Consider the following 23,934-nt stretch of genomic DNA (forward strand, 5'->3'; position numbering starts at 1 on the left):
GTGTGCGGCCCGTTCCGCTGGGTAGCGACCACTGACGATGCTTCGTTCGTCACGGGTACCGTAATGAGCATGTGTGGTCGGTATGCGACATCCCGCAGCAACGTTGACCTGAGCGCGCTCTTCGAGGCCGCCGACGAGACGGACGGGCTCGAGCCGGACTACAACGTCGCCCCGACGGACCAGGTGCCGGTGGTGCGCGTCTCCCAGTCCGCCGGCGGCCGCGTCCTGAGCAGCGCCCGCTGGGGTCTGGTGCCCCCGTGGGCCGCCGACCTCAAGGTGGGCGCCCGGATGATCAACGCGCGATCCGAGACGGTCGCGGAGTCGAAGGCGTTCGCACAGTCGTTCGCGAAGCGGCGCTGTCTCGTGCCCGCCGACGGCTGGTTCGAATGGAAGCGCGGGGACGGCAAGGACAAGCAGGCGTATTTCATGACACTCGGTGACGACGAGCCGTGCGTGTTCGCCGGAATCTGGACGGTGTGGGGGAAAGGCGACGACCGGGTGCTCACCTGCAGCATCATCACCGCGCCCGCCGTGGACGATCTGACGCTCATTCACGACCGCATGCCGCTGGTGCTGCCGCCGTCACGGTGGGAGGAGTGGCTGGAGGCCCCCGTCGATGAGCGGCTGCTGGCCCCGACACCGTCCGAGCACGTCGCGCGGCTGGAGCTTCGACCGGTCGGCGCGCGGGTGGGTGACGTACGTAACGACGGCCGTGATTTGCTCGACCGCGTGCCGGCGCCGGCCCTGCGATCGAGTGACGTCGAGCCGATCGATCTGACCCTCTTTTAGGCTGTACGTCCATTTCCTCCCCGGCAGGTTTTGCCTAACCGCGTGAAAACTCTTGTAATTGCAGGTGTTTGTGCGATAGAACACAGCGCCGGTAGGTCAATGTCGGATGGGGGCATCCCGACGTTTTCCTGCCTTGTGTTCGTTTGACCCACGGGGGAGGTGGGTGTATGACCCGGGCGAGGATGCCACGCCCGCATGAGGTCGCTGCCGCCAAGCGTGATCCGCGTCTGTTGCGCGCGGTGCGCGAGCAACAGGGCGATGATGCCTGGCGGACCCGCGGCGCATGCCAGACAGTTGATCCGGAGACGTTCTTTCCGGCACCGAGCGAGCCCGCCGACGCTGCCGTCGCGTTGTGCCGCACCTGCGACGTCCAGGGCGCCTGCCTGGCCTGGGCGCTGGAGGTGGGCGACTGCCACGGTGTGTGGGGAGCGACCACACCGCGTGAGCGGCGTGCGATGCTCGTCGCATGGCGCAGCGACGCTCCACAACCCGCGCTGACGGGCCCGCCACAGGCAGCCGAGCACCGGATGGGCCCAATGGCGTGCCTTCCGCTGCTGCCGATCCAGCGAGTGGGCCGGAAGTCGACCGACCGGCGCGATCCGGTCGGCGCCGTCAGCGGCTGACCGACGGGCCGGCCGGCGCGCTTCCTGGCTCCTCGGCCGGCCCTTCCACTCTCGTACCGGCAGGCTCTTCCGGTCTCGTATCGGCGGACTCTTCCGGTCGTGTTTCTGCGGGCTCTTCTGCTCGTGTGCCGGTCGGCTCTTCTGGTCGGGCGTCGGTGGGCTCTTCCGTCGCGCCGGTGGGCCGGCGGAGCCGGTCCCGGGCCAAGCGGTCGCTCGCCGGGCAGGAGGTGGAGACCCCGCACGGGGTCGCGCGCTTCTCGCTCGACGTCCCGGCGGGGTACACGGGGACGCTGCTCGTCCTGGGCCATGGCGCCGGTGGTGACGTCGACGCCGTGGACCTCGTGGCGGTCCGTGCCGCCGTGCTCGCCGCCGGGGCGGCCGTCGCCATGGTGACGCAGCCGTACCGGGTCGCCGGAGCACGCCGGCCACCCGCGCCGGCCAGGCAGCTCGACGCCGCCTGGCTCGCCGTGGTCGCGGAGCTGCGCCGCAAGGTGGCGATCGACACCCTCGTCGTCGGCGGCAGGTCCAGCGGCGCACGGGTCGCCTGCCGCACCGCGGCCGAGGCCGGCGCCGACCGCATCCTGGCGCTCGCCTTCCCGCTGCACCCGCCCGGCAAGCCGGACGTCACCCGCGCGGATGAACTACGCACGGGCGTGCCGACCCTGGTGCTCAACGGCGACCGTGACCCCTTCGGCGTGCCCGAGCCGCTGCAGGCCGTACATGTGGAAATCCTGCCCGGTGAGACCCATGCCCTCTCGAAGGCGCCGCAGCTGATCGCCGATCTCGCCGTGGCGTTCGTCACCATGCCCGGCATCGTTCGTTGAACACGATGTGACCGGTGTAAACCGGGACACAACTCTCCACACCGCGGACCGATGCCGGTCCGCAAACTCCCAGGCCCTTCCTGTTCCCGGCGGCCGACCGGTCCCAAATCAAAGGCCGGCCGCCGGGGCAGGCGGGTAGGAATTGCCGGGGCGGCGCGGTTGTTACACGGATCGTGCGACGCTGCCGAGGCGTTGCCTGTGGAGGGAAGTCAACTCGTGGCAACTCTTGAGCGCGAGGATCAACGCATCCGCGAGCTGCTGTTCAGCCCGTCGTGGCCGGCGGCGACGGACGCGGAGCCCGATCCGTCCTGGCAACCGATCGCCCGTGAGCGGTTGACGGGCGCCACAAACTCAGAAGTCGCTCAGCAACTCGGCGTATCCTCGGCAGGACGGTCGAGGGTTGGAGTCGCACGAGTGGTCAGCAGCGAGAGCGCGGTGCAGCAGCGCATCCGGTTCGAGCACGACGCGTTGCCCTTCATCGATCAGTTGTACGCGGCGGCCCTGCGCATGACGCGCAACCCGGCCGACGCGGAGGACCTCGTCCAGGAGACGTTCCTCAAGGCGTATGCGGCGTTCCACCAGTTCGAGACGGGCACCAACCTCAAGGCCTGGCTCTACCGCATCCTGACCAACACCTACATCAACTCCTATCGCCGCCGTCAGCGCCAGCCCGTCCAGGCGCCCACGGAGGAGATCACCGACTGGCAGCTCGCCGAGGCCGAGTCGCACACGTCCAGCGGCCTGCGCTCCGCCGAGACCGAGGCCCTCGACCGGCTGCCCGACTCCGACGTCAAGGAGGCGCTGCAGTCGCTGCCGGAGGAGTTCCGGCTCGCCGTCTACCTCGCCGACGTCGAGGGCTTCTCCTACAAGGAGATCGCCGACATCATGAACACGCCCATCGGCACTGTGATGTCCCGCCTGCACCGCGGCCGGCGCAACCTCCGCCGTTCGCTCGAGACCTATGCTGCCGACCGGGGGTTCACCCGCACCCCGTCCGCTGAGCCGAGCGAGGTCTGAGACCGATGAGCTGTGGAGACCCGCACGAGACAGACTGCGGCGCCGTCCTCGCCGAGGTGTATCTCTACCTCGACCTGGAGTGCGCCGACGACCGCCGTTCGCTCATCCGCGACCACCTCGACGAGTGCTCGCCCTGCCTGCGCGAGTTCGGCATCGAGCAGGAGGTGAAGGCGCTCGTCGCCCGCTGCTGCGGCTCCGAGCTCGCCCCCGCCGAGCTCAAGGACCGCCTCCGCTCCAAGCTCTCCGAGCTGGTCGTCAACGCCGAAGCCCGCGAGCTCCGCACCGACTGACGCCTTGCTCCCGGTCCCGGTAGCCCCGGCTACCGGGACTGCCACGTTTTTTGGCTGCGCCGTCCGCGGTCCGCGTGCGGGTCCGCCGATCCATGTGGGATGTCGCAGCAGCAAGCCAGCATGGTGGATGGGGTTCTTTCCGTCCGGCCTGGGGTCGGGCGCCAGGTGGCGTGGTTGCCGTCGTCGCGGTGATGTTCCCCGGCCTTCGGCCTCACATGGTCCGGCGCCGTCGAGGGCGTCATACGGTGCTTCCCCCACCGTCGCTGGCTTGTCACAACCAGTGCCTGTCGCTCCGACCGTCGGCGCCGTACCCGCCGTCGTTGGCTTCACGACCAGTGCATTTCCCGCTGACCGCCGGCGCGCGCTCGCCGTCGTTGACTTCACAAACCGGCGCAACGCAGTCTCGTCGCAGCACCGTCCCTGCCGTCGTAGTTCCGCTCGGAGTGATCGTGGTCGTGGCTTTCGGTGATCGAAGTCGTCTGGTGGTCGTGCGGGCGGCCGGGGTTGTCCTTCGATCATGGTGATGGCGGGGGTGTTCGGCTGCTGACCGCCGATGCCGTACCCGCCGTCGTTGGCTTCATGAACCGGCGCGACGTGCTTTCGTCGCAGCAGTGTTCCTGCTGTCGTAGTTGCCGCTCGGAGTGATCGTGGTCGTGGCTTTCGGTGATCGAAGTCGTCTGGTGGTCGTGCGGGCGGCCGGGGTTGTCCTTCGATCATGGTGATGGCGGGGGTGTTCGGCTGCTGACCGCCGATGCCGTACTCGGCGTCGTTGGCTTCATGAACCGGCGCGGCGCGCTTTCGTCGCAGCAGTGTTCCTGCTGTCGTAGTTGCCGCTCGGAGTGATAGTGGTCGTGGCTTTCGGTGATCGAAGTCGTCTGGTGGTCGTGCGGGCGGCCGGGGTTGTCCTTCGATCATGGTGATGGCGGGGGTGTTCGGCTGCTGACCGCCGATGCCGTACTCGGCGTCGTTGGCTTCATGAACCGGCGCGACGTGCTTTCGTCGCAGCAGTGTTCCTGCTGTCGTAGTTGCCGCTCGGAGTGATCGTGGTCGTGGCTTTCGGTGATCGAAGTCGTCTGGTGGTCGTGCGGGCGGCCGGGGCTGTCCTTCGATCATGGTGATGGCGCGGGTGTTCGGCTGCTGACCGCCGATGCCGTACCCGCTGTCGTTGGCTTCGCGAACCGGCGCGACGTGCTTTCGTCGCAGCGGCGTTCCTGCTGTCGTGGTTGCCTCTGGGAGTGATCGTGGTCGTGGCTTTCGGTGATCGAAGTCGTCTGGTGGTCGTGCGGGCGGCCGGGGTTGTCCTTCGATCACGGTGATGGCGGGGTGCTCGGCTGAGGGATCCGTGTTCGCTGTCCCCGTGGTGATGTCCTGTGCGGAGGGAGTGCGTCTTCCGTACGGACTTGGGGCCGGGGCACGCGCGATGACGACGTCCGTGTGCGCGAAGCCGTGAATCGGTTATGTCGACTCGCAGCACTCCCGACATAACCGAAATTTCGGATATGTTCGCGCAGCGGACATATCCGGGGGTGCCGTGGTGCGCGTGGTGACGGCGTCCGTATGCGCACGTCGCTGACCGGCGGCGTCGCGCTCGCCGTTGTGGATTGGCAGTCAGTGCGACGCAGCCTGGCCGTGCGCGTCGCCCTCGCGTCGCGGTTCCCTGCAGGTCAGTGTCGGGGGTGGGGTCAGCGGAGGCGGAAGACGGGGGCTCTGGGGGTGAAGGGGAGGCGGGCGGTTTCTGGGATGAGGAAGGCGTGCTCGCGGCGTACGCGGACCGGGTCGCAGCAGCCGTCGGTGATGACCAGGATCGGGGCGTCGGCGGGGAAGTCGGGGGCGCGTTCCAGGAGCCTGATGCCCGGCTGCAGGATGGTGCCGCCGCGGCCCTTCACCTTGACGCGGCCGGCGATGTCGGCGACGGGGAGGTAGCCGGCGTCGTACGCGGCCGCGTCGCAGAACACGACCCGGGCGGCCGGCACGTTGCGGGCGGTGGCGTAGGAGGCGATCGCGCCGAGGGCCTTGCCGAGCAGGGTGCGGTCCATCGAACCGGAGGTGTCCAGCACGACGCCGAACGTGGCGCGGAAGGTCTCCTCCTCGGGCCAGAGCCAGCCGGGCCGCGGGATGTGCGGCGTGGAGCTCTGGCGGCGGGAGGCGCGGGCGTAGGAGCGGCGCGGGGCGGGGGAGCGGACGTGCTCGGCGAACCAGCGGGCGAGCTGCGCGTCCCACGGCAGCGGCGGGTGGTCCAGGGCGCGGATCTCCTCGACCAGGCCGGACGGCAGGAAGCCGCGGCCGTTGGACTCGTGGAAGGCCAGGCCGGTCGCGAGGGCGCGGCGGTAGTACTCGTCGAGCTCGGTGCCGCGGTGGGGGCGGCGGGCGTCGCAGAGGATGTCGCCCAGGCCGCGGCCCCGCAACGTGCCGAGGCGGCGCAGGCGGCGCAGGTCGGTGGCGATGAGGTCGTACACCTCCTCGGCGCCGGCGTCCTTGAAGCGCGGGTCGTACAGGGCGCCTTCGGGCAGGTCGCCGACGGCCATCTCGACGAGCCAGCCGTTGATGACGTAGTCGGTGGCGACGTTCCACAGGTACGGGTCGCGGTGCGCGATCCGGTCGCCGTGGCGCAGGGCGGCGTGCAGCATCTCGTGCGCGATGACGAAGCGGCGCTCCTCCGCGGTGAGCGGCGCGAGCGGGTTGACGTAGATCTCGGCGGCGGACGGGTCGACGGCGGCGACGCTGATCGACAGGTCGCGGGCCACGGCGACGTCGCTGACGATGGTGAAGCCCGCAGCGAGTCCGGCCAGCAGCGGGTACGACGACACGAACCAGCGGCGGGCGACCTCCCACGCCTCGTCGGTCTTGCGGCCGGAGTCCGATCGCAGTGCCCCCGCCTCGTCGACGGCCTCGGCCGCAGCCTGGCCGAGGCCCAGGGCGAAGCGGTCCGGCCACGACATGGCGGCGGTCGTGACGGGCGCGGACGGCACGAGGTCGGGGCCGGCGCCGCCGGCGGAGCAGCCGGACAGGCCGTCGGGGATACCGGAGATCCGCCAGCGCTCGGCGAGCTGCTCCTCGAAGGCGGTCGGCAGCGGCGGCAGCAGCACAGGCGGGCGGCCGAGCCGCAGCTCCGCCTGGAACCGGGCCACGACCACGCACCGCGCGACGGCAAGCGCAGCATCGGCAGGCGAAGCGCCGCCGAAGACCGAAGCGGCGTCGAAAACCGAAGCGGCGCCGGTAACCGAGGCGGTGCCGGAAAGCGAGGCGGTGCCGGGAACCGAAGCGGCGCCGGTAACCGAGGCGGTGCCGGGAACCGAAGTGACGGTGGGGGAGAGGTGGCCGAAGCCGAGGTGCAGCGCGCAGTGCGCGAACACCCAGATCCACTCGTCGGGCTCCAGCGGCGAGTGCTTGTTGGCGATCACCGTGCCGTCGGCGTACACGCGGGCGTGGCCGCGGTCGCGGATCAGCTGCGCGTCCTCCGCCCAGCGCATCCGCAGCGCCCGCGGGTCGGTGCCGGTCGGGTCGCTGGCGAGCGCGCGGAACATGGCGTTGCCGGACACCGCGGACCAGGCGTTCTGGGCCGCCTCCAGCCGCCGGTCGACCTTCCTGGAGGCGCCGCGTGCGGCGCTCATGCCCGGGCGGCGACGAGCCGCGGCAGGTCGCGGGTCACCTCGACCAGGAACCAGGCGGGCAGCGCCGGCATTCCGGACTCGTCGGCGGCGATGACGAGCTGCGCGCACTCCAGGGAGATCTCGGCCAGCTCGACCAGCAGGCCCTTGGCCCGCACCGAGAAGCGGCGCACCGACGGCGAGGCGTGCTCGCGGCTGGCCGGCAGGTCCTTCACGAGCCGGGCCCGGAACGCCTCGGCGAAGAAGTACAGCAGGTCACGGTCGGTCGGGTCGCGGGGCCAGGACGCGTCGCCGCGGACGATGGCGTCCAGGCCGTAGCGATGGCGGACGGTCTTGACGTACGCGCAGAACGCCGACGCGTGCGAGGGCGTCAGCGTGCCGGCGGTGAGGACCCGCAGCAGATCGTCATCCTCCAGCGAACCGAAGGAGAGCAGCGCGTCGGAGAGCATGTGCCAGGAGCGCGGGGTCGAGAACGGCTCCTCGGTCTTCGGTGGCTTGGACCAGAGGTGGTCGGGCCGCTGGGTGAGGTAGTCGGTCACCCAGCTGTGCAGGCCGGCGCCGACCGCCCACAGCAGCCAGTCGTCGGCGCTTGCCCGCAGGTGTACGTGGATGAGCCGGTTGAGCAGCGCGGACGCCATCGGACGGGCGAGTGCGTTGTCGGAGGCCCGGTTGCCGGCACCGATCACGATCGATCCGGCGGGCAGCTCGTACGAGCCGATCCGCCGGTCGAGGATGAGGGAGTAGAAGGCCTTCTGCACCTCGGGCGAGGCGGAGTTGAGCTCGTCGAGGAAGAGGCAGTAGGGCTCGTCGCGGGCGATCGACTCCGGCGGCGCGAAGCGGCTGCGGCCGTCGCGCAGCTCGGGCACCCCGATGAGGTCCTCGGGCGCCAGCTGCGTGCCGATGAGGGTGACGCAGTCCAGCCCGAGGGCTGCCGCGAACTCCTTCACCAGGGAGCTCTTGCCGATGCCGGGCTGCCCCCACACGAAGACGGGCCGCACCACCGCGACGTGCAGCAGCACGCCGGGCAGTTCCGCCGGGGTCACCGTGATGGTCGATTCCACGGGGCCATGATGCGTTCGCCGTACAGCCGAGCGCGACCGGGTTTCGCGCGGATATGCTGCGGTTCGCAATCCGACGTCAAAGGAGACCGGGATGTCCGACGAGATCCGCGCCGAGATGGTGGCCAACGTCTGGAAGATCACCACCGAGGTCGGTGCCGAGGTCAATGAGGGCGACACCCTCGTGATCCTGGAGTCGATGAAGATGGAGATCCCCGTCGTCGCCGAGTCTGAGGGCACGGTCAGCCAGATCGCCGTCAACGAGGGCGACGTGGTGCAGGAGGGCGATCTCATCGCCGTGATCGGGTGACACAGCGGACGCCCGTGGTCCGGCGGGCGGACCCGGAGGACTACGCCGGCGTCGCGCGGCTGACGGTGGAGGCGTACCGCGCCGACGGCCAGCTGGACGACGAGCACGGCTACGCGGATGTGCTCGCGGACGTGGCGACCCGGGCGGCGCACTGCGAGGTCCTGGTCGCCGTCGATGGTGACGTACTGCTGGGCGCGGTCGCGTTCGTGCTGCCCGGCACCCGGTATGCGGAGCTGTCGCGGCCGGGCGAGGCCGAGTTCAGGATGCTGGCCGTCGACCCGGCGGCGCAGCGGCGCGGGGTGGCGCGGGCGCTGGTCCGCGCCTGCGTCGACCGCGCGACCGTCCTCGGCTGCGGGTCGATGGTGATCTGCACGCGGGACCGCAACAGCGCCGCGCTGGCGCTCTACGACACTTTCGGCTTCGTCCGGGAGCCGGCGCTGGACTGGACGCCGGTCGAGGGCGTCACCCTGCTCGGCCTGCGCCTGAAGCTGCCGACCACCGCGACCTGAGCCCCGCGGGGCGGGTCACTCGCCGGCGGCCGCCAGGCGCATCAGGTCCTCGGCGACCACCAGGGTCGCGTCGCGGCGGTCCTGGGGGCTGAGGTCATCGCGCCTGCGGAGCACGAAGTGGCCCGCGTGGATGGTGAAGATCGCCATCGCGCGGCGCAGCTGCTGGACGGTGGACTCGCCGGGCTCCATCAGGAAGCCGAAGACCCGCTCCATCTGGTCCTTCATGAGCTTGCCGGCCGCCAGCGTGTTGATGAGCGTCTGGTTGCGCTCGAAGAAGCGGATCACGTGCTCGTGCTTGGCGACGTCGTGCAGCACCGAGTAGCGCCGGACGAACTCGAGCCGGGTCTCCTCCGTGCGCGGCTGCGCCTCCGCCCACTCCATCAGCGCGTCGACGGCGGCGATGCGCTGCTCGATGAGGCTCCGGACGATGTCGTCCTTGGTCGGGAAGTGGTAGTAGAGCGCGGCCTTGGTGACGCCGAGCTTCTCCGCGATCTCCCGTAGCGACGTCTTGTCGTAGCCGTCCTCGATGAACATCTCCAGGGCCACCCGCTGGATGTGCGCGCGCACGTCCTCGGTCTCGGCGTCGTCGGTCCGGATCCGGTTGCGCCCCCGCACGACCCGCGCTGCTGCCTGCTGGTTCTGCTCCATCGGGACCATCCTACGTGAACTCACTTGACGAGCGGCTAGTACCAACTTACCGTACGGCTAGTAAGTCAACTAGCCGGCCGACAAGTAAGGTGTGCCACGATGTCTGACAAGCGCCTCAGGGTCGTCCTGCCGGGACTGCTCATGGCGATGCTCCTGGCGATGCTCGACAACGTGATCGTCGGCACCGCGATGCCCCGCATCGTCGGTGACCTGGGCGGCGTCGACCACCTCTCGTGGGTCGTCACCGCGTACGTCCTCGGCTCGACGGTGTCCACGCCGATCTGGGGCAAGCTCGGCGACCTGTACGGGCGGAAGACGGTCTTCCTGACCTCGATCGTGCTGTTCCTGCTCGGCTCGGTGCTGTGCGGCTTCTCCCAGGACATGGCGCAGCTGATCGGCTTCCGCGCGTTCCAGGGCCTCGGCGCCGGTGGTCTCATGGTCGGGGCGATGGCCGTCCTCGGTGAGCTCGTGTCACCGCGGGAGCGTGGCAAGTACCAGGGGCAGTTCGCCGCGGTCATGGCGATCGCGATGGTCGGCGGGCCGCTCGTCGGCGGCTTCATCACCGACCACGCCGACTGGCGCTGGGCGTTCTTCGTCAACCTGCCGCTCGGTGGCGCGGCCCTGGTGCTGCTCGCCCTGAAGCTCGACATGCCGAAGAAGCGCACCGAGCACCGCATCGACTGGCTCGGCGCGGCGCTGCTCTCGGCCGGCGTCACCGCGCTGGTCCTGATCACCACGTGGGGCGGCAACCAGTACGCGTGGGGCTCCGCGCAGATCGCCGGGCTCGCCGCCCTGGCCGGGGTGTCGCTCGCCGCGTTCGTGGTCGTCGAGCGGCGCCACCCGGAGCCGATCCTGCCCCTGGCCATCTTCCGCAACCGCAACTTCAGCCTGGTCTCGGGCATCGGCTTCCTGGTCGGGTTCGCGATGTTCGGCGCGATCACGTTCCTGCCGCTGTACCAGCAGATCGTGCAGGGCGCGTCGGCGACCAACTCCGGCCTGCTCCTGCTGCCCATGATGGGCGGCCTGCTGGTGACCTCGCTGGTGGCCGGCCAGTTGATCACCAAGACCGGCCGGTACCGGATCTTCCCCGTGATCGGCGGGCTCGTCATGATCGTGGCGATGGTGCTGCTGTCGCGGCTGGCCGCGGACACCTCGAAGACCGAGTCGGCGATCTACATGGCGGTCCTCGGCCTGGGTATGGGCTTCCTGATGCAGACCTCGATGCTCATCGCGCAGAACAGCGTGGAGCTCAAGGACATCGGCGTCGCGAGCAGCACCTCGACGTTCGCCCGCTCGATCGGCGGCGCGTTCGGCGTGGCGGCGTTCGGCGCGATCTTCAACCACCGGCTGCACGACCTGCTCGCGGAGAAGGTCGGCGACCAGGCGGCGGACCGGCTCGCCGGCGGCGGTGGCGGCGGCGCCTCGATCGGGCCGGCGACGCTCGGCAAGCTTTCGGCCGAGGTGCGCACCGCGGTGGTCGACGCGATCGCCGGCGCGACGTCCAGCGTGTTCCTCTGGGCGATCGCCGCGACGGTGCTCGTGCCGCTGCTCGCGGTGTTCATCCGCGAGGTGGCGCTGCGCGGCGGCCCCGAAGCGGCCGGCGAGCAGGCGGAGAGCACATTGGTTGCGCGGGAGGGGTAGTTTCGCGCACACCATGCGCGAACTTGCGCCAAAAACTGGCGTCTGGTGCGCGAAGCTGCCAAACTTTGAGCAGTAACGCGCATCAGACGCCAGTTCATAGAGGAGTAGCCGTGACCGAGCAGCCCGGTGCCGGGATGCAGGCGGACATCGCCGAGCAGCCGGCCGTGTTCGCGAGGCTCGTCGACGAGCAGGCGGGCGCCATCGCCGCCGTCGCCGAGCGGATCGCGCAGTGGCAGCCGCGCAACGTGATCTTCACGGCGCGTGGTACGTCGGACCATGCCGCGCTGTACGCGGCGTACCTCACCGAGATCCGCCTCGGCATCCCCGTCGGCCTCGCCTCGCCGTCGGCGATGACGCTCTACGGCGCCCGCCCCGACCTGCGCGACACGCTCGTCGTCGGGGTCAGCCAGAGCGGCGGCTCGCCCGACCTGCGCGAGGTGCTGCGGGTCGCCGGCGAGCAGGGCGCGCACACCCTCGCCGTCACCAACAACGCCGAGTCGCCCCTGGCCCAGGTCGCCGAGCTGCACGTCGACGTCGTCGCCGGGCACGAGGTCGCGGTCGCCGCGACCAAGACCTACACCGCGGAGCTGCTCGCGCTGCTCATGCTGGTCGAGAGCATCAAGGGCGGCGGCTCGCTGCCCGCCGAGGAGCTCGCCGCGCTGCGCGAGCTGCCCGGCCACGCGGAGCGCGTCCTCGCCGACGACACCGCCGCCGACCTCGCCGCCCGCTACCGGTTCGCGGACCGGATCGTGACCACGGGCCGCGGCTACGCGTACCCGACGGCGCGCGAGACCGCGCTCAAGCTGATGGAGACGTCCTACGTGGCCGGTCTCGCGTTCTCCGGCGCCGACCTGCTGCACGGCCCCCTCGCGATGGCCGACCCCGACGTGCCGGTCCTCGCCGTCGTCGGCGGTGGGCCCGCCGGCGCGTCGATGCGGGACGTCGTCGGCCGGCTCGGCGAGCGCCGCGCCGACGTGGTCGTGTTCGGCCCGTCGAAGGTCGACGGCGCGGCCGGCTGGGTGCCGACCCCCGAGGTCGACGAGCGCTACGCGCCGCTGCTGGACATCCTGCCGCTGCAGCGCCTCGCCCTGTCTCTCGCCCTGCACCGGGGTGAGAACCCCGACGCGCCGCGCGGCCTCAAGAAGGTGACGGCGACGCTGTAACGGCGACATCGACGACGGCGGGGCGGCCTTCGCGCAGCGCCCGCGTCTCGAACGCCACCGGGGGCCGGTCACCGACCAGGATCTGGTAGGTCGGCCGGCTCCCGGACAGGTTCAGCAGCTCGAAGGAGAAGTTGCAGCGGTACGCTCCGCCGGTCGCTGCCAGTACACCTGCCGCCAACGTCGTCACGGCCACCACTTTGCCGTCCTGATCGGCCACCTTCACCGTCGCGCCGGAGGTGATGTCCGGCGCCGGGGCCAGGCACGGGGTGCCCGGGATGCCGGTCGCCGCGCCCGCCACGCTCACGTAGCCGTGCAGCTGGAAGCCGTCGGGCTTGCTGGTCTCGTCGGCGCGGCCCACCCATCCGCAGCCGCCGAGGGTGAGCACGAGTCCGAGGGCAGGCAACAGGCGACGCACCGGCCCACCATAGTCTGTAGTCGTGTCGACCCTGCGTGACCTCGTCGAGGAGCACACCTCTCTCGCGCCCGAGGACATCGAGCACCTGCACCGCCTCGCCGGCGACTGGCAGATCGTGTCCGACCTGTCCTTCGCCGACCTGCTCATGTGGGTGCCGATCGCGGACCGCGGCGAGTTCCTGTGCGTCGCGCAGGTGCGGCCGACGACCGCCCCGACCGCCTATCAGGACGACCAGGTCGGGCGGGTCGCCGGCGGGCCCGAGGTGGCGCACCTCGCGATCGTCCGGTCGCAGGGCAGGATCTGGCGGGAGGGGGATCCCGTCTGGTACGGCGACATGCCCGCCCGCCACGAGGCGATCCCCGTCCGCCGCCGGGACGAGACGCAGGTCATCGCCGTCGTCGGCCGTGACACCAACCTCAGCACCGCCCGGACCCCGGCGCAGCTGGAGCTCAACTACCTGACCACCGCAGACGACCTGGCGCAGATGATCGCCGACGGCACGTTCCCGCCGCCGCGGCACCCGGGCGAGACCACCAGCGCCCCGCGCATCGGCGACGGCCTGGTCCGGCTCGACGCGTCCGGCAAGGTCACCTATGCCAGCCCCAACGCACAGTCGGCGTACCGGCGGCTCGGGCTCGCCGCGCACCTCGTCGGCGAGAGCCTCGCCGAGATCACCGGCCGGCTCGTCGACGACCCCCTCGAGGGCAAGGACGCCACGGACCGGGTCCACTCGGCGCTGCGCGGCGACGCGCCCGCCCGCAAGGAGCTGGAGGCGCGCGGTGCGACCGTGCTCATGCGGGCGCTGCCGCTGATGCCGGCGGGCGTGCCGATCGGGGCGCTCGTCCTGGTCCGCGACATCACCGAGGTCCGCCGCCGCGACCGGCAGCTCATGACGAAGGACGCGACGATCCGGGAGATCCACCACCGGGTCAAGAACAACCTGCAGACCGTCGCCGCGCTGCTGCGGCTGCAGGCCCGCCGGGTGGGGGTCCCGGCCGCCCGGCACGCGCTGGAGGAGTCGGTGCGAAGGGTCGCCTCCATCGCCCTGGTGCACGAGACCCTTTCGATGTCGGCGTCGGACACCGCGGACGAGGCGGTCGAGTTCGACGGGATCGTGGACCGGGTCGCGGCCGCGGCCGTCGAGGTGGCCGCCTCCGACTTCACCGTGGCGCTGCGCCGGGACGGCGACTTCGGCGTGCTGCCCGCGGAGATCGCCACGCCGCTCGTCATGGTCCTCAACGAGCTGCTGCAGAACGCCGTGGAGCACGCGTTCGAGCCGCGCGACGGCCAGACCGGTGAAGCCGCCCACGGCGGCGAGCACGATCCGGAGGTCGTCGTCTCCGTGCACCGCTTCCGCAAGCAGCTGCACGTCACCGTCGCCGACAACGGCCGGGGGCTGCCCGACGGGTTCGACCTGGACAGCAGCGAGCGGCTCGGGCTGCAGATCGTGCGGACGCTCGCGACGGGGGAGCTGCGCGGCACGATCGAGCTGCGCACCCGGGCCGGCGGCGGCACGGAGGCGGTCATGGTCGTCCCGCTGGCGAAACGCTGAAACCTACCGCACTGTGGGACCCATCGCGTGAGCACGTCACGGTTCAGGTGTTTCCGGGCTGCTATTCCTATCGGCTGAGTCGTATTTTTGTTGCTTCCTGGTTACGTGAGTTTGAGACAACCCTCACGCCGACGTGGCGTAAGGACCGGTCGACGTGGAAGACTGCACCCTATGCACGCTGCTTCTCTGCGGCTCGTCAGCCGCCGACACGTCGACTACGGTCGCGTGCGCAGCGCCATGTGTCCGGCTTGCTGAACGCCGCCCGCTAATTCTTTCTTTCGGGCGCGCGACTCGCGCCGGATTTTCCATGACATCGACGTCATCCATCGCGCATCTTTCGCGATAGGCCGGCGCAGGCTCGCGTGCTCTCAACCCTGAGAGGACGCCGACATGACGGTGAACACCGTCCCGGCAGAAAACGCCGCACCCGCTCCTCGTCCCGCTCGCGGACGGGCCGGAGCCGGTGGGCGCCCTCGCGGCGAGGGGCAGTGGGCGCTCGGTCACCGGGAGCCGCTCAACCCCAACGAGCGCAGCAAGAAGGACGACAACCCGCTCAACGTCCGGGCCCGTATCGAGAACATCTACGCGCACCGCGGCTTCGACTCGATCGACCCGGCCGACCTGCGCGGCCGGTTCCGCTGGTTCGGGCTGTACACGCAGCGCAAGCCCGGCATCGACGGCGGCCGGACCGCGATCCTCGAGCCCGAGGAGCTCGACGACAAGTACTTCATGCTGCGCATCCGCAGCGACGGCGGCCAGCTGAGCCTCGCCCAGCTGCGCACCATCGCGTCGATCGCCACCCGCTTCGCCCGCGACACCGCCGACATCACCGACCGGCAGAACATCCAGCTGCACTGGATCCGCGTCGAGGACGTCCCGCAGATCTGGCGGGAGCTCGAGGCCGTCGGCCTGTCCACGACCGAGGCCTGCGGCGACACCCCGCGCGTGGTGCTCGGCAGCCCGATCGCCGGCGTCGCAGAGAGCGAGGTGCTCGACCCGACCGAGGCGATCAAGGAGATCACCGAGAAGTACGTCGGCGACCCGACGCTGTCCAACCTGCCGCGCAAGTTCAAGACCTCGATCTCGTGGCTGGCGGACACCCCGTACGAGGCGAACGACGTCTCCTTCGTCGGCGTGATCCACCCCGAGCACGGCCCCGGCTTCGACCTGTGGGTCGGCGGCGGCCTGTCGACGAACCCGATGCTGGCGGTGCGCCTCGGCGTGTGGGTGCCGCTGCACGAGGTCGTCGACGTGTGGCACGGCGTCATCCAGATCTTCCGCGACTACGGCTACCGCCGCCTGCGCAGCCGCGCCCGGCTGAAGTTCCTCGTCGCCGACTGGGGCGCGGCGAAGTTCCGCGAGGTGCTGGAGACCGAGTACCTCAAGCGCCCGCTGATCGACGGTCCGTCGCCGGAACTGCCGGAGAAGCCGATCGACCACATCGGCGTGCACAAGCAGTGGGACGGCAAGTACTTCGTCGGCGCCGCGCCCATCGCGGGCCGCAGCTCCGGCACCCAGCTCGCCAAGGTAGCCGACCTCGCCGAGCGGCACGGCAGCGACCGGGTGCGGCTCACCCCGTACCAGAAGATCATCGTCCTCGACATCGCCGAGGCCGACACCGAGGCGGTCGTGCTGGGCCTGCGCGAGGCCGGGCTGGAGGCCCGCCCGTCCACCTGGCGGCGCAGCACGATGGCGTGCACCGGCATCGAGTTCTGCAAGCTGGCGATCGTCGAGACGAAGGCCCGCGCCGCCGAGCTGGTGGAGTACCTGGAGGCCAAGGTCGCCGAGCTCGACGCCGACATCTCCATCCACCTCAACGGCTGCCCCAACGCCTGCGCCCGCACGCAGGTGGCCGACATCGGCCTCAAGGGCATGCTCGTGCGCGACGAGGCCACCGGCGACATGGTCGAGGGCTTCCAGGTCCACCTCGGCGGTGGCCTGGGCATGGCGGCCGGGCAGAACGCCGGCTTCGGGCGCAAGCTCCGCGGCCTGAAGACCACCGCCGCCGCCCTGCCCGCGTACGTCGAGCGGGTCGCCGGCCACTACCTCGCCGGTCGCGAGTCCGGCGAGTCGTTCGCCCACTGGGTCATGCGGGCTCCGGAGGAGGAACTCCGATGAGCGAGCGGAGCGGGCGAATTGTGTTGCAGGGCGACTCGGAGCCTCGTGGCGCCGGTGAGCGAAGCGAGCCGGTGACATGAGCGAGCGGATGGCTCCGCTGTACTGCCCGTACTGCGGGGACGAGGACCTACGGCCACACGAGGACACGCACGGCGCATGGGAGTGCCGCAGCTGCGCGCGGGTCTTCTCACTGAAATTCCTGGGGCTGGCGGCACGAATGTTGGAGGCGAAGCGATGAGCACAGCCGTTGCACGTACCCGTGAAGAGTCCATCGCCCTGGCCAAGGAGGCGTCGGCCCAGCTCGAGGGCAAGACCGCCGACAAGATCGTGGAGTGGGCCGCCGCCGAGTTCGGCGACCGCTTCTGTGTGACCAGCTCGTTCGCCGACGCCGTGCTCGCCCACGTCGTCTCGAAGGTCGTGCCCGGCGTGCCGGTCATCTTCCTCGACACCGGCCTGCACTTCGCCGAGACGCTCCGCGTCCGCGAGGTCGTCCAGCGGACCCTCCCGGTGACGGTCCGCTCGATCCGCCCGCGGCAGACCGTCGCCGAGCAGGACGCCGAGTTCGGGCCGCGGCTCTACGCCCGCGACCCCGACGAGTGCTGCTTCCTGCGCAAGATCGAGCCGCTGGAGCGGGCCCTCGAGGACTACGACGCGTGGGCCGCCGGCCTGCGCCGCGACGAGTCGCCGAGCCGCGCCAACACGCCGATCGTGAGCTTCGAGCAGGCCCGCGGCAAGTTCAAGGTCTCGCCGCTGGCGCAGTGGACGCAGGCCGACGTCGACGCGTACATCTCCCGCTACAACGTCCCGGTGAACGCCCTCATGCGGCAGGGGTACGCCTCCGTCGGCTGCTGGCCGTGCACCCGGCGGACCCCTCCCGGCGGCGACCCGCGCGGCGGGCGCTGGCCGATGTTCGACAAGACCGAGTGCGGTCTCCACGCAGGGTGAAGGTTCGTGGTGCGAAGCATGGGGGGTGTGGAGTGGCGCAGCCCCCCTCGGAACCGCCGGCGAAGCCGGGGGAGCCGGTAACAGCTGTTCTACTGGTGGCGCACGGGTCCTCCGACCCGCGGGCGGCGGCCTCGACGAGAGCCCTCGCCCGCGCGGTCGCGGCCCAGCGCCCCGGGCTGGACGTGCGGACGTCGTTCCTCGATCATGCGGGACCCCGTCCGGACACGGTGCTGTTCGACATGCAGCGCCTCGGTCATCGTTCGGCGGCTGTCGTACCGCTGCTGCTGACCTCGGCGTTTCACGGCCGGGTCGACCTGCCGGGCGTGATCGAGCGGGCGTACGCCGCCGGCCTGACGATGCGGGTGCGCGTGACCGACGTGCTCGGCCCTGTGGGCGGTCTTCTGGAGCCGCACCTCATCGCCGCCCTGCGTCGGCAACTGCCCGCCGTCGATGCCGACGGGGTTGTCATGATCGCCGCCGGTACCCGCGACGACCTGGCCAGACACACCGTCGACCTGGCCGCCGCCGAGCTCGGGCGGTCGCTCGGGCTGCCGTGCCGTGCGGCGTTCGCCTCCGGGTCGCCTGTCACCGGCGCGGTCGCGGTGTCGGCGCTGCGATCGCAGGGCTGCTCGCGGATCGCGATCTCCTCGTACTTCCTGGCCCCCGGCAAGCTGCACGAGGCCGCCGTCGCCTCCGCCGTGTCCGCGGGCGCGCTGGAGCCGGCCGCGCCGCCGCTCGGCCGGGCCCTGGACCTGGCCCGCCTGGTGGTGGCCAGGATCGGCCGGGTGTCCCCGGAGACGGTGGATCTCGCCGCCTGAGAGCTCCCACGGTGGCGGACGGCTACCTTGGACGTATGCAGATGACATGCCCGAAGTGCCGCGGTGAGATGCGGCAGTACGAGCGCAGCGGTGTCACGGTGGACCAGTGCCTGGAGTGCCGGGGTATCTTCCTCGACCGCGGGGAGCTGGAGAAGCTCGTCGATGCGGAGAACGCCTGGCGCGGCGGGCGTGCTCCCGGGATGCCCGGGGTTCCTGGGGTTCCCGGTGTCCCGCCCGGCGGGCCGGGCTATCCGCCGCCCGGGGCGACGCAGGCCTACCCGCCGCCGCCCGCCTACGGTCAGCAGCCCTACGGTCAGCAGCCTTACGGTCAGCAGCCCTACGGTCAGCCGGGTCATGGTCAGCCGGCGTACGGCCATTATCCGCAGCAGCACGGGCACGGCCACCACGGTCATTACGGCCATCACAAGAAGCGGAAGAAGCACCACCGCGACAGCTTCTTCGAGGAACTGTTCGACTGAGCTTCAGTGAACGCGAAACGCCCCGGCCGGGCGGCCGGGGCGGTTTTCGTCTTCGGTGCGGTTATGGCATTGGGCTATGCGGAGTGAGCGCGGACCCGCAGGCCGCCGCGACGCTTCATCAAACGACGCTCGTCTTCGCTCATTCCGCCCCAGACGCCTGCGTCCTGACCGGAATCGAGTGCCCACTGCAGGCAGTCGCTGGTCACGGAGCAGCGCTGGCAGACCGCCTTCGCCTGCTCGACCTGCAGCAACGCCGGGCCCGAAGTTCCGATGGGGAAGAACAGCTCCGGGTCCTCGTCGCGGCAGAGGGCATGGTGGCGCCAGTCCGACATGGCGGCAACACTCCTTGTTGTTTTCGCGGATCGTTGTTAGTGATTCCCTATGTGCATCTCGCGTAACGTCTCGGCTAGGCGGAGCCTGAAGATCCGTAACGCGTGTGCGGGCAACGCTCAGTGTTCGTTTCGCTTGTGAATGCTTTCACGAACTACCGCGATGTCAAGGGGTCCAAACCAAGAAAATCCAAGTCGGTGAGCAAGCTCACGCACTGTTTGTCCGATTTTATTGCGTTTAGTGACCCTGAATCGCAACAGTCAGTTACCAATATAGTACGGTTCGGTCAACGATCGGAGGGGTTTCGGAGATGCGGCCGCGGTGTCCCTGTCGCGACTCTCTGCAACTTTCTCCCCCTTCGGTGGACGACCGCCGGGAGTGACTCAACACACTACGCGTAACGCTCCCGGTACGGACGCGAAATCCAACTTGTCGCACTCCCCGAGGTACTCCCCGTCGACCTGGAAAGCGATCGGTTTGGCGGCGGTGAGCGTGAACCCGGCGAGATCATGCATCCGCAGCACCTGCTTGCCCTTCGGGTCGGCGCCGCGAGCCAGCTGCGCCATCGTCCGGACCGTGCTCCCGACCTGCATCTGCACCAGGCCCAACACGTCGAGCCCCGTGTCGAACGAGGCACGCGGATTCGGATCCACCGGCCGCTCGCCGATGTATGTCCACGGTGCAGTGTTCTGCACCAACATCCACGTTAGCCCGGACCGGGCCGGTTCGCCCGGGAGCTCGAGCGTGAGGAGCGGCACCCGGCGGTTCGTCGTCGCGTACTGCTGCGCGATCGACCGGAAATACAGCCACGGCGTCGACGTCGAACCCCGGTGTCTGGCCTGGTCAACGCGCCGCACGACCTCCGCGTCAAGGCCCATGCCGGCGCAGAACGTGAAATACCGGTCGTCGGCGCGGCCGAGGCCGACGATCCGCTCCCGCCGGTCCCGCAGCGCCTCCAGGATCGCGCCGGTGCCCTCGGCCCAGTCGCTCGGCAGGCCGAGCGCCCTCGCGAAGACGTTCGTGGAGCCACCCGGCACGACCGCGAGCGCCGGGCGCTCCTGCGCGCGTCCGGCGGCCGGGCCGGCGTCGAACGTCATCAAACCGTTGACCGCCTCGTTGACCGTGCCGTCGCCGCCGAGCGTCACGACGAGGTCGAAGCGCTCCCGGGCGGCGTCGCGCGCCAGCTCCACGCCGTGACCTTTGCGCTGCGTGTATGCCACCTCCAGGTCGACCTGGCTGCGCAGCGCACGCACCAGGATGTCCCGGCCGCGTTCGGTGGTGGTCGTCGCGTTCGGGTTGACGACCAGGAGGGCTCGCATGGGCGGCACTGTACCCGCTCTCCCGCGCGCTAAGGTGAGGTGCACGGGACGGGGTCGGCTGAGGGGAATGCCAGGTGAGCGGCCAGCGAAGCGGCTCGGGTCGCGAGCGGGGATTGCAGGGTTGGCTTGCGCTGACGCCGGAGGCGGCGGCGTGAGCGGCCAGCGAAGCGGCTCGGGTCGCGAGCGGGGATTGCAGGGTTGGCTTGCGCTGACGCCGGAGGCGGCAGCGTGAGCGGCCAGCGAAGCGGCACGGTGGCGTCGGAGCGGGAGCCGGCGACCCTGCGGTGGGCGGTGCGGCTGCTGTTCGCGGAGGGCATCGGGCTTGCCCTGCTCACGCTGGTGATCGTGTATCTGGACGTGACCAGCAACGCGACGTTCCTCGCCACGGCGCTGTCCTTCACCGGCTACCTGGCGCTCATGACCCTGCTGTTCCTGGGGATCGCCGTCGCGCTGCACCGCCGTCAGCGGTGGGCCCGCGGCCCGGGGATCGTCACGCAGATGCTGCAGATGCCGATCGGCTGGACGATGCTCACGCACGGCCAGCCCTACATCGGCGCGCCGCTCTTCGCCCTCGGTCTCGCCGGGGCGATCCTGCTGTTCGCCCCGTCGACGCGGATCGCGCTGGGCATCCGCTGAACGTACGACCTGGAGCGTTGCTCGTCCCGCCGACGGCCGCGGTGACCTACGCTCGGATGTCGTGACGGTCGCACCCGCCTATCAGGTCCTCGCCGACCGGCTCCGCCTCGAGATCATGTCCGGCCAGCTCCTGCCCGGTGCCAGGCTGCCGACGGAGCCGCAGCTCTGTGAGCAGTCCGGCCTGAGCCGGTCCACCGTCCGCGAGGCGCTCCGCCTGCTGAGCAGCCAGCACCTGATCGTCACCACCCGCGGTGTCAACGGCGGCAGCTTCGTCGCCGAGCCCGACGCCCGCACGCTCGGCGAGTCCCTCACCGACGGCGTGGGGCTGCTGCTGGCCAGCGGCGCGGTCAAGGGCGACGACTTCCTCGAGGTCCGCCGGATGCTCGAGGTCCCGGCCGCCGGCCTCGCCGCCGCCCGCCGCGAGCCGTGCCACCTGCGCGACCTCGAGGCCGCGATGTTCGACCCCGAGACCGCGACGCTGGACGAGCGCATCGCCATGCACGGTGCGTTCCACCTGGCCGTCGCCGCCGCGTCGGGCAACACCCTGCTCTGCCTGATGGTGCGTCCGCTGTACACCGTGAGCGACCGCAAGGCCGCCGCCCACAACGCCCCGTTGCCGATGTGGCGGATCATCGACCGGGATCATCGAGCGCTGCTGGCGGCGATCCGCGAGCAGGACATCGACCTCGCGATGGAGATCGCCCGCGGGCACATCGACCACGTCAGGCCGTCGGAGCTCCCGCCGGAGCACGCCCGCACCCCGGTCCCGGGCGTCGCCGCTCTGAAGGAACGCCCTGTGTAGATCGCCGGCCGGTCGCGGATGTCGAGGCGCACGTCGCCGCCGTGGGCGCGGTGCTGCGGTTTCCGCGTCGGCGCTTGTTTCGGCTTATTGCGTTTCGGCCTATTGTGCGGCGCCTATTTCGGGCGGCGCTTGGTCAGGCGGATTCTCGCCTGGAGGCCGTCGACCGCCGCCGACACCTCATCGGCGAGCGCGCTGAGCACCTGCCACGCGAAGGACTCGCCCCCGGGCAGCCGCTCCGTCGGCGACCCGAGCGGCACCGACGTCTCGACCGTCAGCGCGTCCGCGGTGACCGTGAACCGGCAGGCCAGCTCGACCGTGTCGCCGAGCTGCGGCGTCTCGCTCGCCACCGCCAGCAGCATCGCGCACGCCTCATCGACGGCGATCCGGAGGTCTTCGATCTCGTCGAGCGTGAACTGCAGGCGCGCCGCGAGACCCGCCGTCGCGGTGCGCAACACCCCCAGGTAGGCGGGCGACGCCGGCACGGCGAGCAGCACGACGTCGTCGGCGTCGGAGCCTGACCTCTTCGAAACGACCTGAGTCACGCGATGAACCCCCTTGCCCGCGACTCTACGACGTCGCCGCTCGCGCCGTCGCGGCGAGTGCGTCCCCGGTGAGCCGGTAGGGCAGCCAGTCCGACTTGTGCCGCGCGCCGAGCGCGTCGTAGAAGCCGCGGGCCGGGTTCCAGTCGAGCACCGCCCACTCCAGCCGGGGGTACCCGGACTCCACACAGATCTGCGCCAGCTTCGCCACCAGGGCTTTCCCGGCTCCGGTACCGCGTGCGCCCGGCCGCACGTACAGATCCTCCAGGTAGATGCCGTGCACGCCCTCCCACGTGGAGTACGTCCGGAACCACAGCGCCATCCCCACCGTCTCGCCGCCGGCCTGGGCGACGTGGCAGAACACCGCCGGTGCCGGAGCGAAGAGCGCCGCCCGCAGCTGCTCCTCCGTCAGGTGGCACTCCTCGAGGGCCTTCTCGAACTCCGCGAGCTCATACACCATCCCGACGATCGCCGGCACGTCCTCGTCCGTCGCCGCACGAATTTCCACGCTCATCGATGCTCCTCCGATAAAGAACGCCCCCCACCCCGCCGTGGCGGTGTGGGGGGCCTCCGGTCTGACCGCAGGTCAGGCCTGCTTCGTCTCCCAGAAGATCTTCGCGATCTCGTCGATCTTCGCCAGCAGCTGCTCGGCGACGGCCGGGTCGACCGAGCCCTTCGCGCCGGACGCGCCCGCGAGCTTCGTCGCCTCGTTGAAGAGGCCGTGCAGCTGCGGGTACTTCTCGAAGTGCGGCGGCTTGAAGTAGTCGGTCCACAGCACCCACAGGTGGTGCTTGACCAGCTCGGCACGCTGCTCCTTGATCAGCAGCGCCCGGGTCCGAAACTCGGGGTCGCTGTTGGCCTGGTACTTCTCACTGATTGCTTTGACGGACTCGGCCTCAATACGGGCCTGCGCCGGGTCGTAGACACCACACGGCAGGTCGCAGTGGGCGCTCACTACGGTGCGCGGGGTGAATAGCCGCGACAGTCGCATCGAACCCTCCAGGGTGATTTGCGATGATCCTCAGTTGGTGACCCTACTCCTGTCCAAACTCGGGGATTTCATGCGGCTACCGTGGTTCACAGCTCTGGTGCACGGCCCGTCGATGGCGCCGACGCTGCGCCAAGGCGATCGGATTCTCGTTCGCCGCGTCGGCACCGCGCGGCCCGGCGACGTCGTCGTCGGGTCTTTCCGCAGCCGGCCAGGCCTCCTGGTGGTGAAGCGCGTGGCCCGGGCGGAGGCCGGCGGATGGTGGCTGACCGGCGACAACCCCTTCGGATCCGATGATTCCGAGGTGTACGGGCCGGCCGACGTCATCGGACGTGTGACATTTCGCTGGTGGCCACAACCGGTGCGGCTACGGCGCGTCGCAGCGTAAGGTGATGCGGATACCGGGTCACCCCCGCTGAATCGCATCCTGAGCGCTTTCACCACCCATGCGCTTGCGCGGAAACACCAGCATTGTCAGACGTGGCAAAGGAGCCCCCGTGTCTGCACCCGTGA

At 70.4% G+C, this 23,934-nt stretch carries 25 protein-coding genes and 1 pseudogene; 17 read left to right on the forward strand and 9 right to left on the reverse strand.

Annotated features, from left to right (window positions below; all coding sequences use genetic code 11):
- Positions 1-69 precede the first annotated feature (69 nt).
- The 5 genes and pseudogenes from ACFY3L_RS06560 (at position 70) to rsrA (ending at position 3,543) form a co-directional block, all read left to right on the forward strand.
- Complete coding sequence (locus ACFY3L_RS06560) at positions 70-789, forward strand: SOS response-associated peptidase (protein ID WP_389321068.1); 720 nt, start codon at positions 70-72, stop codon at positions 787-789.
- Between the two features lie 167 nt (positions 790-956).
- Positions 957-1,295, forward strand: a pseudogene (locus ACFY3L_RS06565) (WhiB family transcriptional regulator); the annotation flags it as partial.
- Between the two features lie 293 nt (positions 1,296-1,588).
- A complete protein-coding gene (locus ACFY3L_RS06570; RefSeq protein ID WP_389319405.1) occupies positions 1,589-2,236 on the forward strand; it encodes an alpha/beta family hydrolase in 648 nt (215 codons plus the stop codon).
- Between the two features lie 192 nt (positions 2,237-2,428).
- Complete coding sequence (locus tag ACFY3L_RS06575; RefSeq protein WP_363405265.1) at positions 2,429-3,253, forward strand: sigma-70 family RNA polymerase sigma factor; 825 nt, start codon at positions 2,429-2,431, stop codon at positions 3,251-3,253.
- A 5-nt stretch (positions 3,254-3,258) separates the two neighbouring features.
- Positions 3,259-3,543, forward strand: coding sequence for a mycothiol system anti-sigma-R factor (rsrA, locus tag ACFY3L_RS06580; RefSeq protein WP_389319406.1), 285 nt, complete (start codon positions 3,259-3,261; stop codon positions 3,541-3,543).
- Between the two features lie 1,682 nt (positions 3,544-5,225).
- Here the strand turns inward: rsrA and ACFY3L_RS06585 are convergent.
- The gene (locus ACFY3L_RS06585) at positions 5,226-7,154 is read right to left on the reverse strand and encodes a hypothetical protein (protein ID WP_389319408.1); all 1,929 of its coding nucleotides are present in this window, start codon (positions 7,152-7,154) and stop codon (positions 5,226-5,228) included.
- Positions 7,151-8,194, reverse strand: coding sequence for an AAA family ATPase (locus tag ACFY3L_RS06590; RefSeq protein WP_389321071.1), 1,044 nt, complete (start codon positions 8,192-8,194; stop codon positions 7,151-7,153). Before ACFY3L_RS06590 ends, ACFY3L_RS06585 begins: the two co-directional genes overlap by 4 nt.
- Before the next feature lie 109 nt (positions 8,195-8,303).
- Between ACFY3L_RS06590 and ACFY3L_RS06595 the strand changes: the two genes are divergently transcribed.
- Entirely contained in the window at positions 8,304-8,519 is a 216-nt protein-coding gene (locus tag ACFY3L_RS06595) for a biotin/lipoyl-binding carrier protein (protein ID WP_363405107.1), read from the forward strand.
- The gene (locus ACFY3L_RS06600) at positions 8,516-9,028 is read left to right on the forward strand and encodes a GNAT family N-acetyltransferase (protein ID WP_389319410.1); all 513 of its coding nucleotides are present in this window, start codon (positions 8,516-8,518) and stop codon (positions 9,026-9,028) included. Before ACFY3L_RS06595 ends, ACFY3L_RS06600 begins: the two co-directional genes overlap by 4 nt.
- 15 nt (positions 9,029-9,043) lie before the next feature.
- On the opposite strand, the gene ACFY3L_RS06605 is transcribed toward ACFY3L_RS06600, so the two are convergent.
- Positions 9,044-9,676, reverse strand: a complete 633-nt coding sequence (locus tag ACFY3L_RS06605) for a TetR/AcrR family transcriptional regulator (RefSeq protein ID WP_389319412.1) — start codon at positions 9,674-9,676, stop codon at positions 9,044-9,046.
- A 99-nt stretch (positions 9,677-9,775) separates the two neighbouring features.
- On the opposite strand from ACFY3L_RS06605, the gene ACFY3L_RS06610 reads away from it, so the two are divergent.
- Both ACFY3L_RS06610 and ACFY3L_RS06615 read left to right on the forward strand, forming a co-directional pair.
- Positions 9,776-11,317: an MDR family MFS transporter gene (locus ACFY3L_RS06610; RefSeq protein WP_389319414.1), complete on the forward strand. Its 1,542-nt coding sequence runs from the start codon at positions 9,776-9,778 to the stop codon at positions 11,315-11,317.
- A gap of 134 nt (positions 11,318-11,451) precedes the next feature.
- Positions 11,452-12,480: an SIS domain-containing protein gene (locus ACFY3L_RS06615; RefSeq protein ID WP_389321074.1), complete on the forward strand. Its 1,029-nt coding sequence runs from the start codon at positions 11,452-11,454 to the stop codon at positions 12,478-12,480.
- Here the strand turns inward: ACFY3L_RS06615 and ACFY3L_RS06620 are convergent.
- The gene (locus ACFY3L_RS06620; RefSeq protein WP_389319416.1) at positions 12,455-12,895 is read right to left on the reverse strand and encodes a hypothetical protein; all 441 of its coding nucleotides are present in this window, start codon (positions 12,893-12,895) and stop codon (positions 12,455-12,457) included. The two genes, ACFY3L_RS06615 and ACFY3L_RS06620, sit on opposite strands and share 26 nt — an antisense overlap.
- A 22-nt stretch (positions 12,896-12,917) precedes the next feature.
- Between ACFY3L_RS06620 and ACFY3L_RS06625 the strand changes: the two genes are divergently transcribed.
- The 5 genes from ACFY3L_RS06625 (at position 12,918) to ACFY3L_RS06645 (ending at position 18,807) form a co-directional block, all read left to right on the forward strand.
- On the forward strand, positions 12,918-14,447 hold the full coding sequence (locus tag ACFY3L_RS06625; RefSeq protein ID WP_389319418.1) for a sensor histidine kinase: 1,530 nt from the start codon (positions 12,918-12,920) through the stop codon (positions 14,445-14,447).
- A 390-nt stretch (positions 14,448-14,837) separates the two neighbouring features.
- The gene (locus ACFY3L_RS06630) at positions 14,838-16,565 is read left to right on the forward strand and encodes a nitrite/sulfite reductase (RefSeq protein WP_389319420.1); all 1,728 of its coding nucleotides are present in this window, start codon (positions 14,838-14,840) and stop codon (positions 16,563-16,565) included.
- A 234-nt stretch (positions 16,566-16,799) separates the two neighbouring features.
- On the forward strand, positions 16,800-17,510 hold the full coding sequence (locus tag ACFY3L_RS06635) for a phosphoadenylyl-sulfate reductase (protein WP_363405093.1): 711 nt from the start codon (positions 16,800-16,802) through the stop codon (positions 17,508-17,510).
- Positions 17,511-17,605: 95 nt separating this feature from the next.
- A complete protein-coding gene (locus tag ACFY3L_RS06640; RefSeq protein WP_389319422.1) occupies positions 17,606-18,328 on the forward strand; it encodes a sirohydrochlorin chelatase in 723 nt (240 codons plus the stop codon).
- Between the two features lie 35 nt (positions 18,329-18,363).
- Positions 18,364-18,807 carry a zf-TFIIB domain-containing protein gene (locus ACFY3L_RS06645; RefSeq protein ID WP_389321076.1) on the forward strand — a complete coding sequence of 148 codons (444 nt, stop codon included), beginning with the start codon at positions 18,364-18,366 and terminating at the stop codon, positions 18,805-18,807.
- A gap of 74 nt (positions 18,808-18,881) precedes the next feature.
- Here the strand turns inward: ACFY3L_RS06645 and ACFY3L_RS06650 are convergent, their stop codons facing one another.
- Positions 18,882-19,139, reverse strand: coding sequence for a WhiB family transcriptional regulator (locus tag ACFY3L_RS06650; protein WP_033358446.1), 258 nt, complete (start codon positions 19,137-19,139; stop codon positions 18,882-18,884).
- A gap of 381 nt (positions 19,140-19,520) precedes the next feature.
- Entirely contained in the window at positions 19,521-20,456 is a 936-nt protein-coding gene (locus tag ACFY3L_RS06655) for a diacylglycerol/lipid kinase family protein (protein WP_389319424.1), read from the reverse strand.
- 228 nt (positions 20,457-20,684) lie between these two features.
- On the opposite strand from ACFY3L_RS06655, the gene ACFY3L_RS06660 reads away from it, so the two are divergent.
- Both ACFY3L_RS06660 and ACFY3L_RS06665 read left to right on the forward strand, forming a co-directional pair.
- Positions 20,685-21,092 carry a hypothetical protein gene (locus tag ACFY3L_RS06660; protein WP_389319426.1) on the forward strand — a complete coding sequence of 136 codons (408 nt, stop codon included), beginning with the start codon at positions 20,685-20,687 and terminating at the stop codon, positions 21,090-21,092.
- 61 nt (positions 21,093-21,153) lie between these two features.
- Positions 21,154-21,894, forward strand: a complete 741-nt coding sequence (locus ACFY3L_RS06665; protein ID WP_389319427.1) for a FadR/GntR family transcriptional regulator — start codon at positions 21,154-21,156, stop codon at positions 21,892-21,894.
- Between the two features lie 113 nt (positions 21,895-22,007).
- Here the strand turns inward: ACFY3L_RS06665 and ACFY3L_RS06670 are convergent, their stop codons facing one another.
- The 3 genes from ACFY3L_RS06670 to sodN form a co-directional block, all read right to left on the reverse strand.
- Positions 22,008-22,436, reverse strand: a complete 429-nt coding sequence (locus tag ACFY3L_RS06670; RefSeq protein WP_389319428.1) for an ATP-binding protein — start codon at positions 22,434-22,436, stop codon at positions 22,008-22,010.
- A 25-nt stretch (positions 22,437-22,461) separates the two neighbouring features.
- A complete protein-coding gene (locus tag ACFY3L_RS06675; RefSeq protein WP_389319430.1) occupies positions 22,462-22,947 on the reverse strand; it encodes a GNAT family N-acetyltransferase in 486 nt (161 codons plus the stop codon).
- Positions 22,948-23,019: 72 nt separating this feature from the next.
- The gene (gene sodN, locus ACFY3L_RS06680) at positions 23,020-23,424 is read right to left on the reverse strand and encodes a superoxide dismutase, Ni (RefSeq protein ID WP_389319432.1); all 405 of its coding nucleotides are present in this window, start codon (positions 23,422-23,424) and stop codon (positions 23,020-23,022) included.
- Positions 23,425-23,494: 70 nt separating this feature from the next.
- On the opposite strand from sodN, the gene ACFY3L_RS06685 reads away from it, so the two are divergent.
- The gene (locus ACFY3L_RS06685) at positions 23,495-23,809 is read left to right on the forward strand and encodes a S24/S26 family peptidase (RefSeq protein WP_389321079.1); all 315 of its coding nucleotides are present in this window, start codon (positions 23,495-23,497) and stop codon (positions 23,807-23,809) included.
- The last annotated feature ends 125 nt before the right edge of the window (positions 23,810-23,934 follow it).

Origin of the sequence: Dactylosporangium sp. NPDC000521 (genome assembly GCF_042898305.1) — a bacterium.
GTDB lineage: Bacteria > Actinomycetota > Actinomycetes > Mycobacteriales > Micromonosporaceae > Dactylosporangium.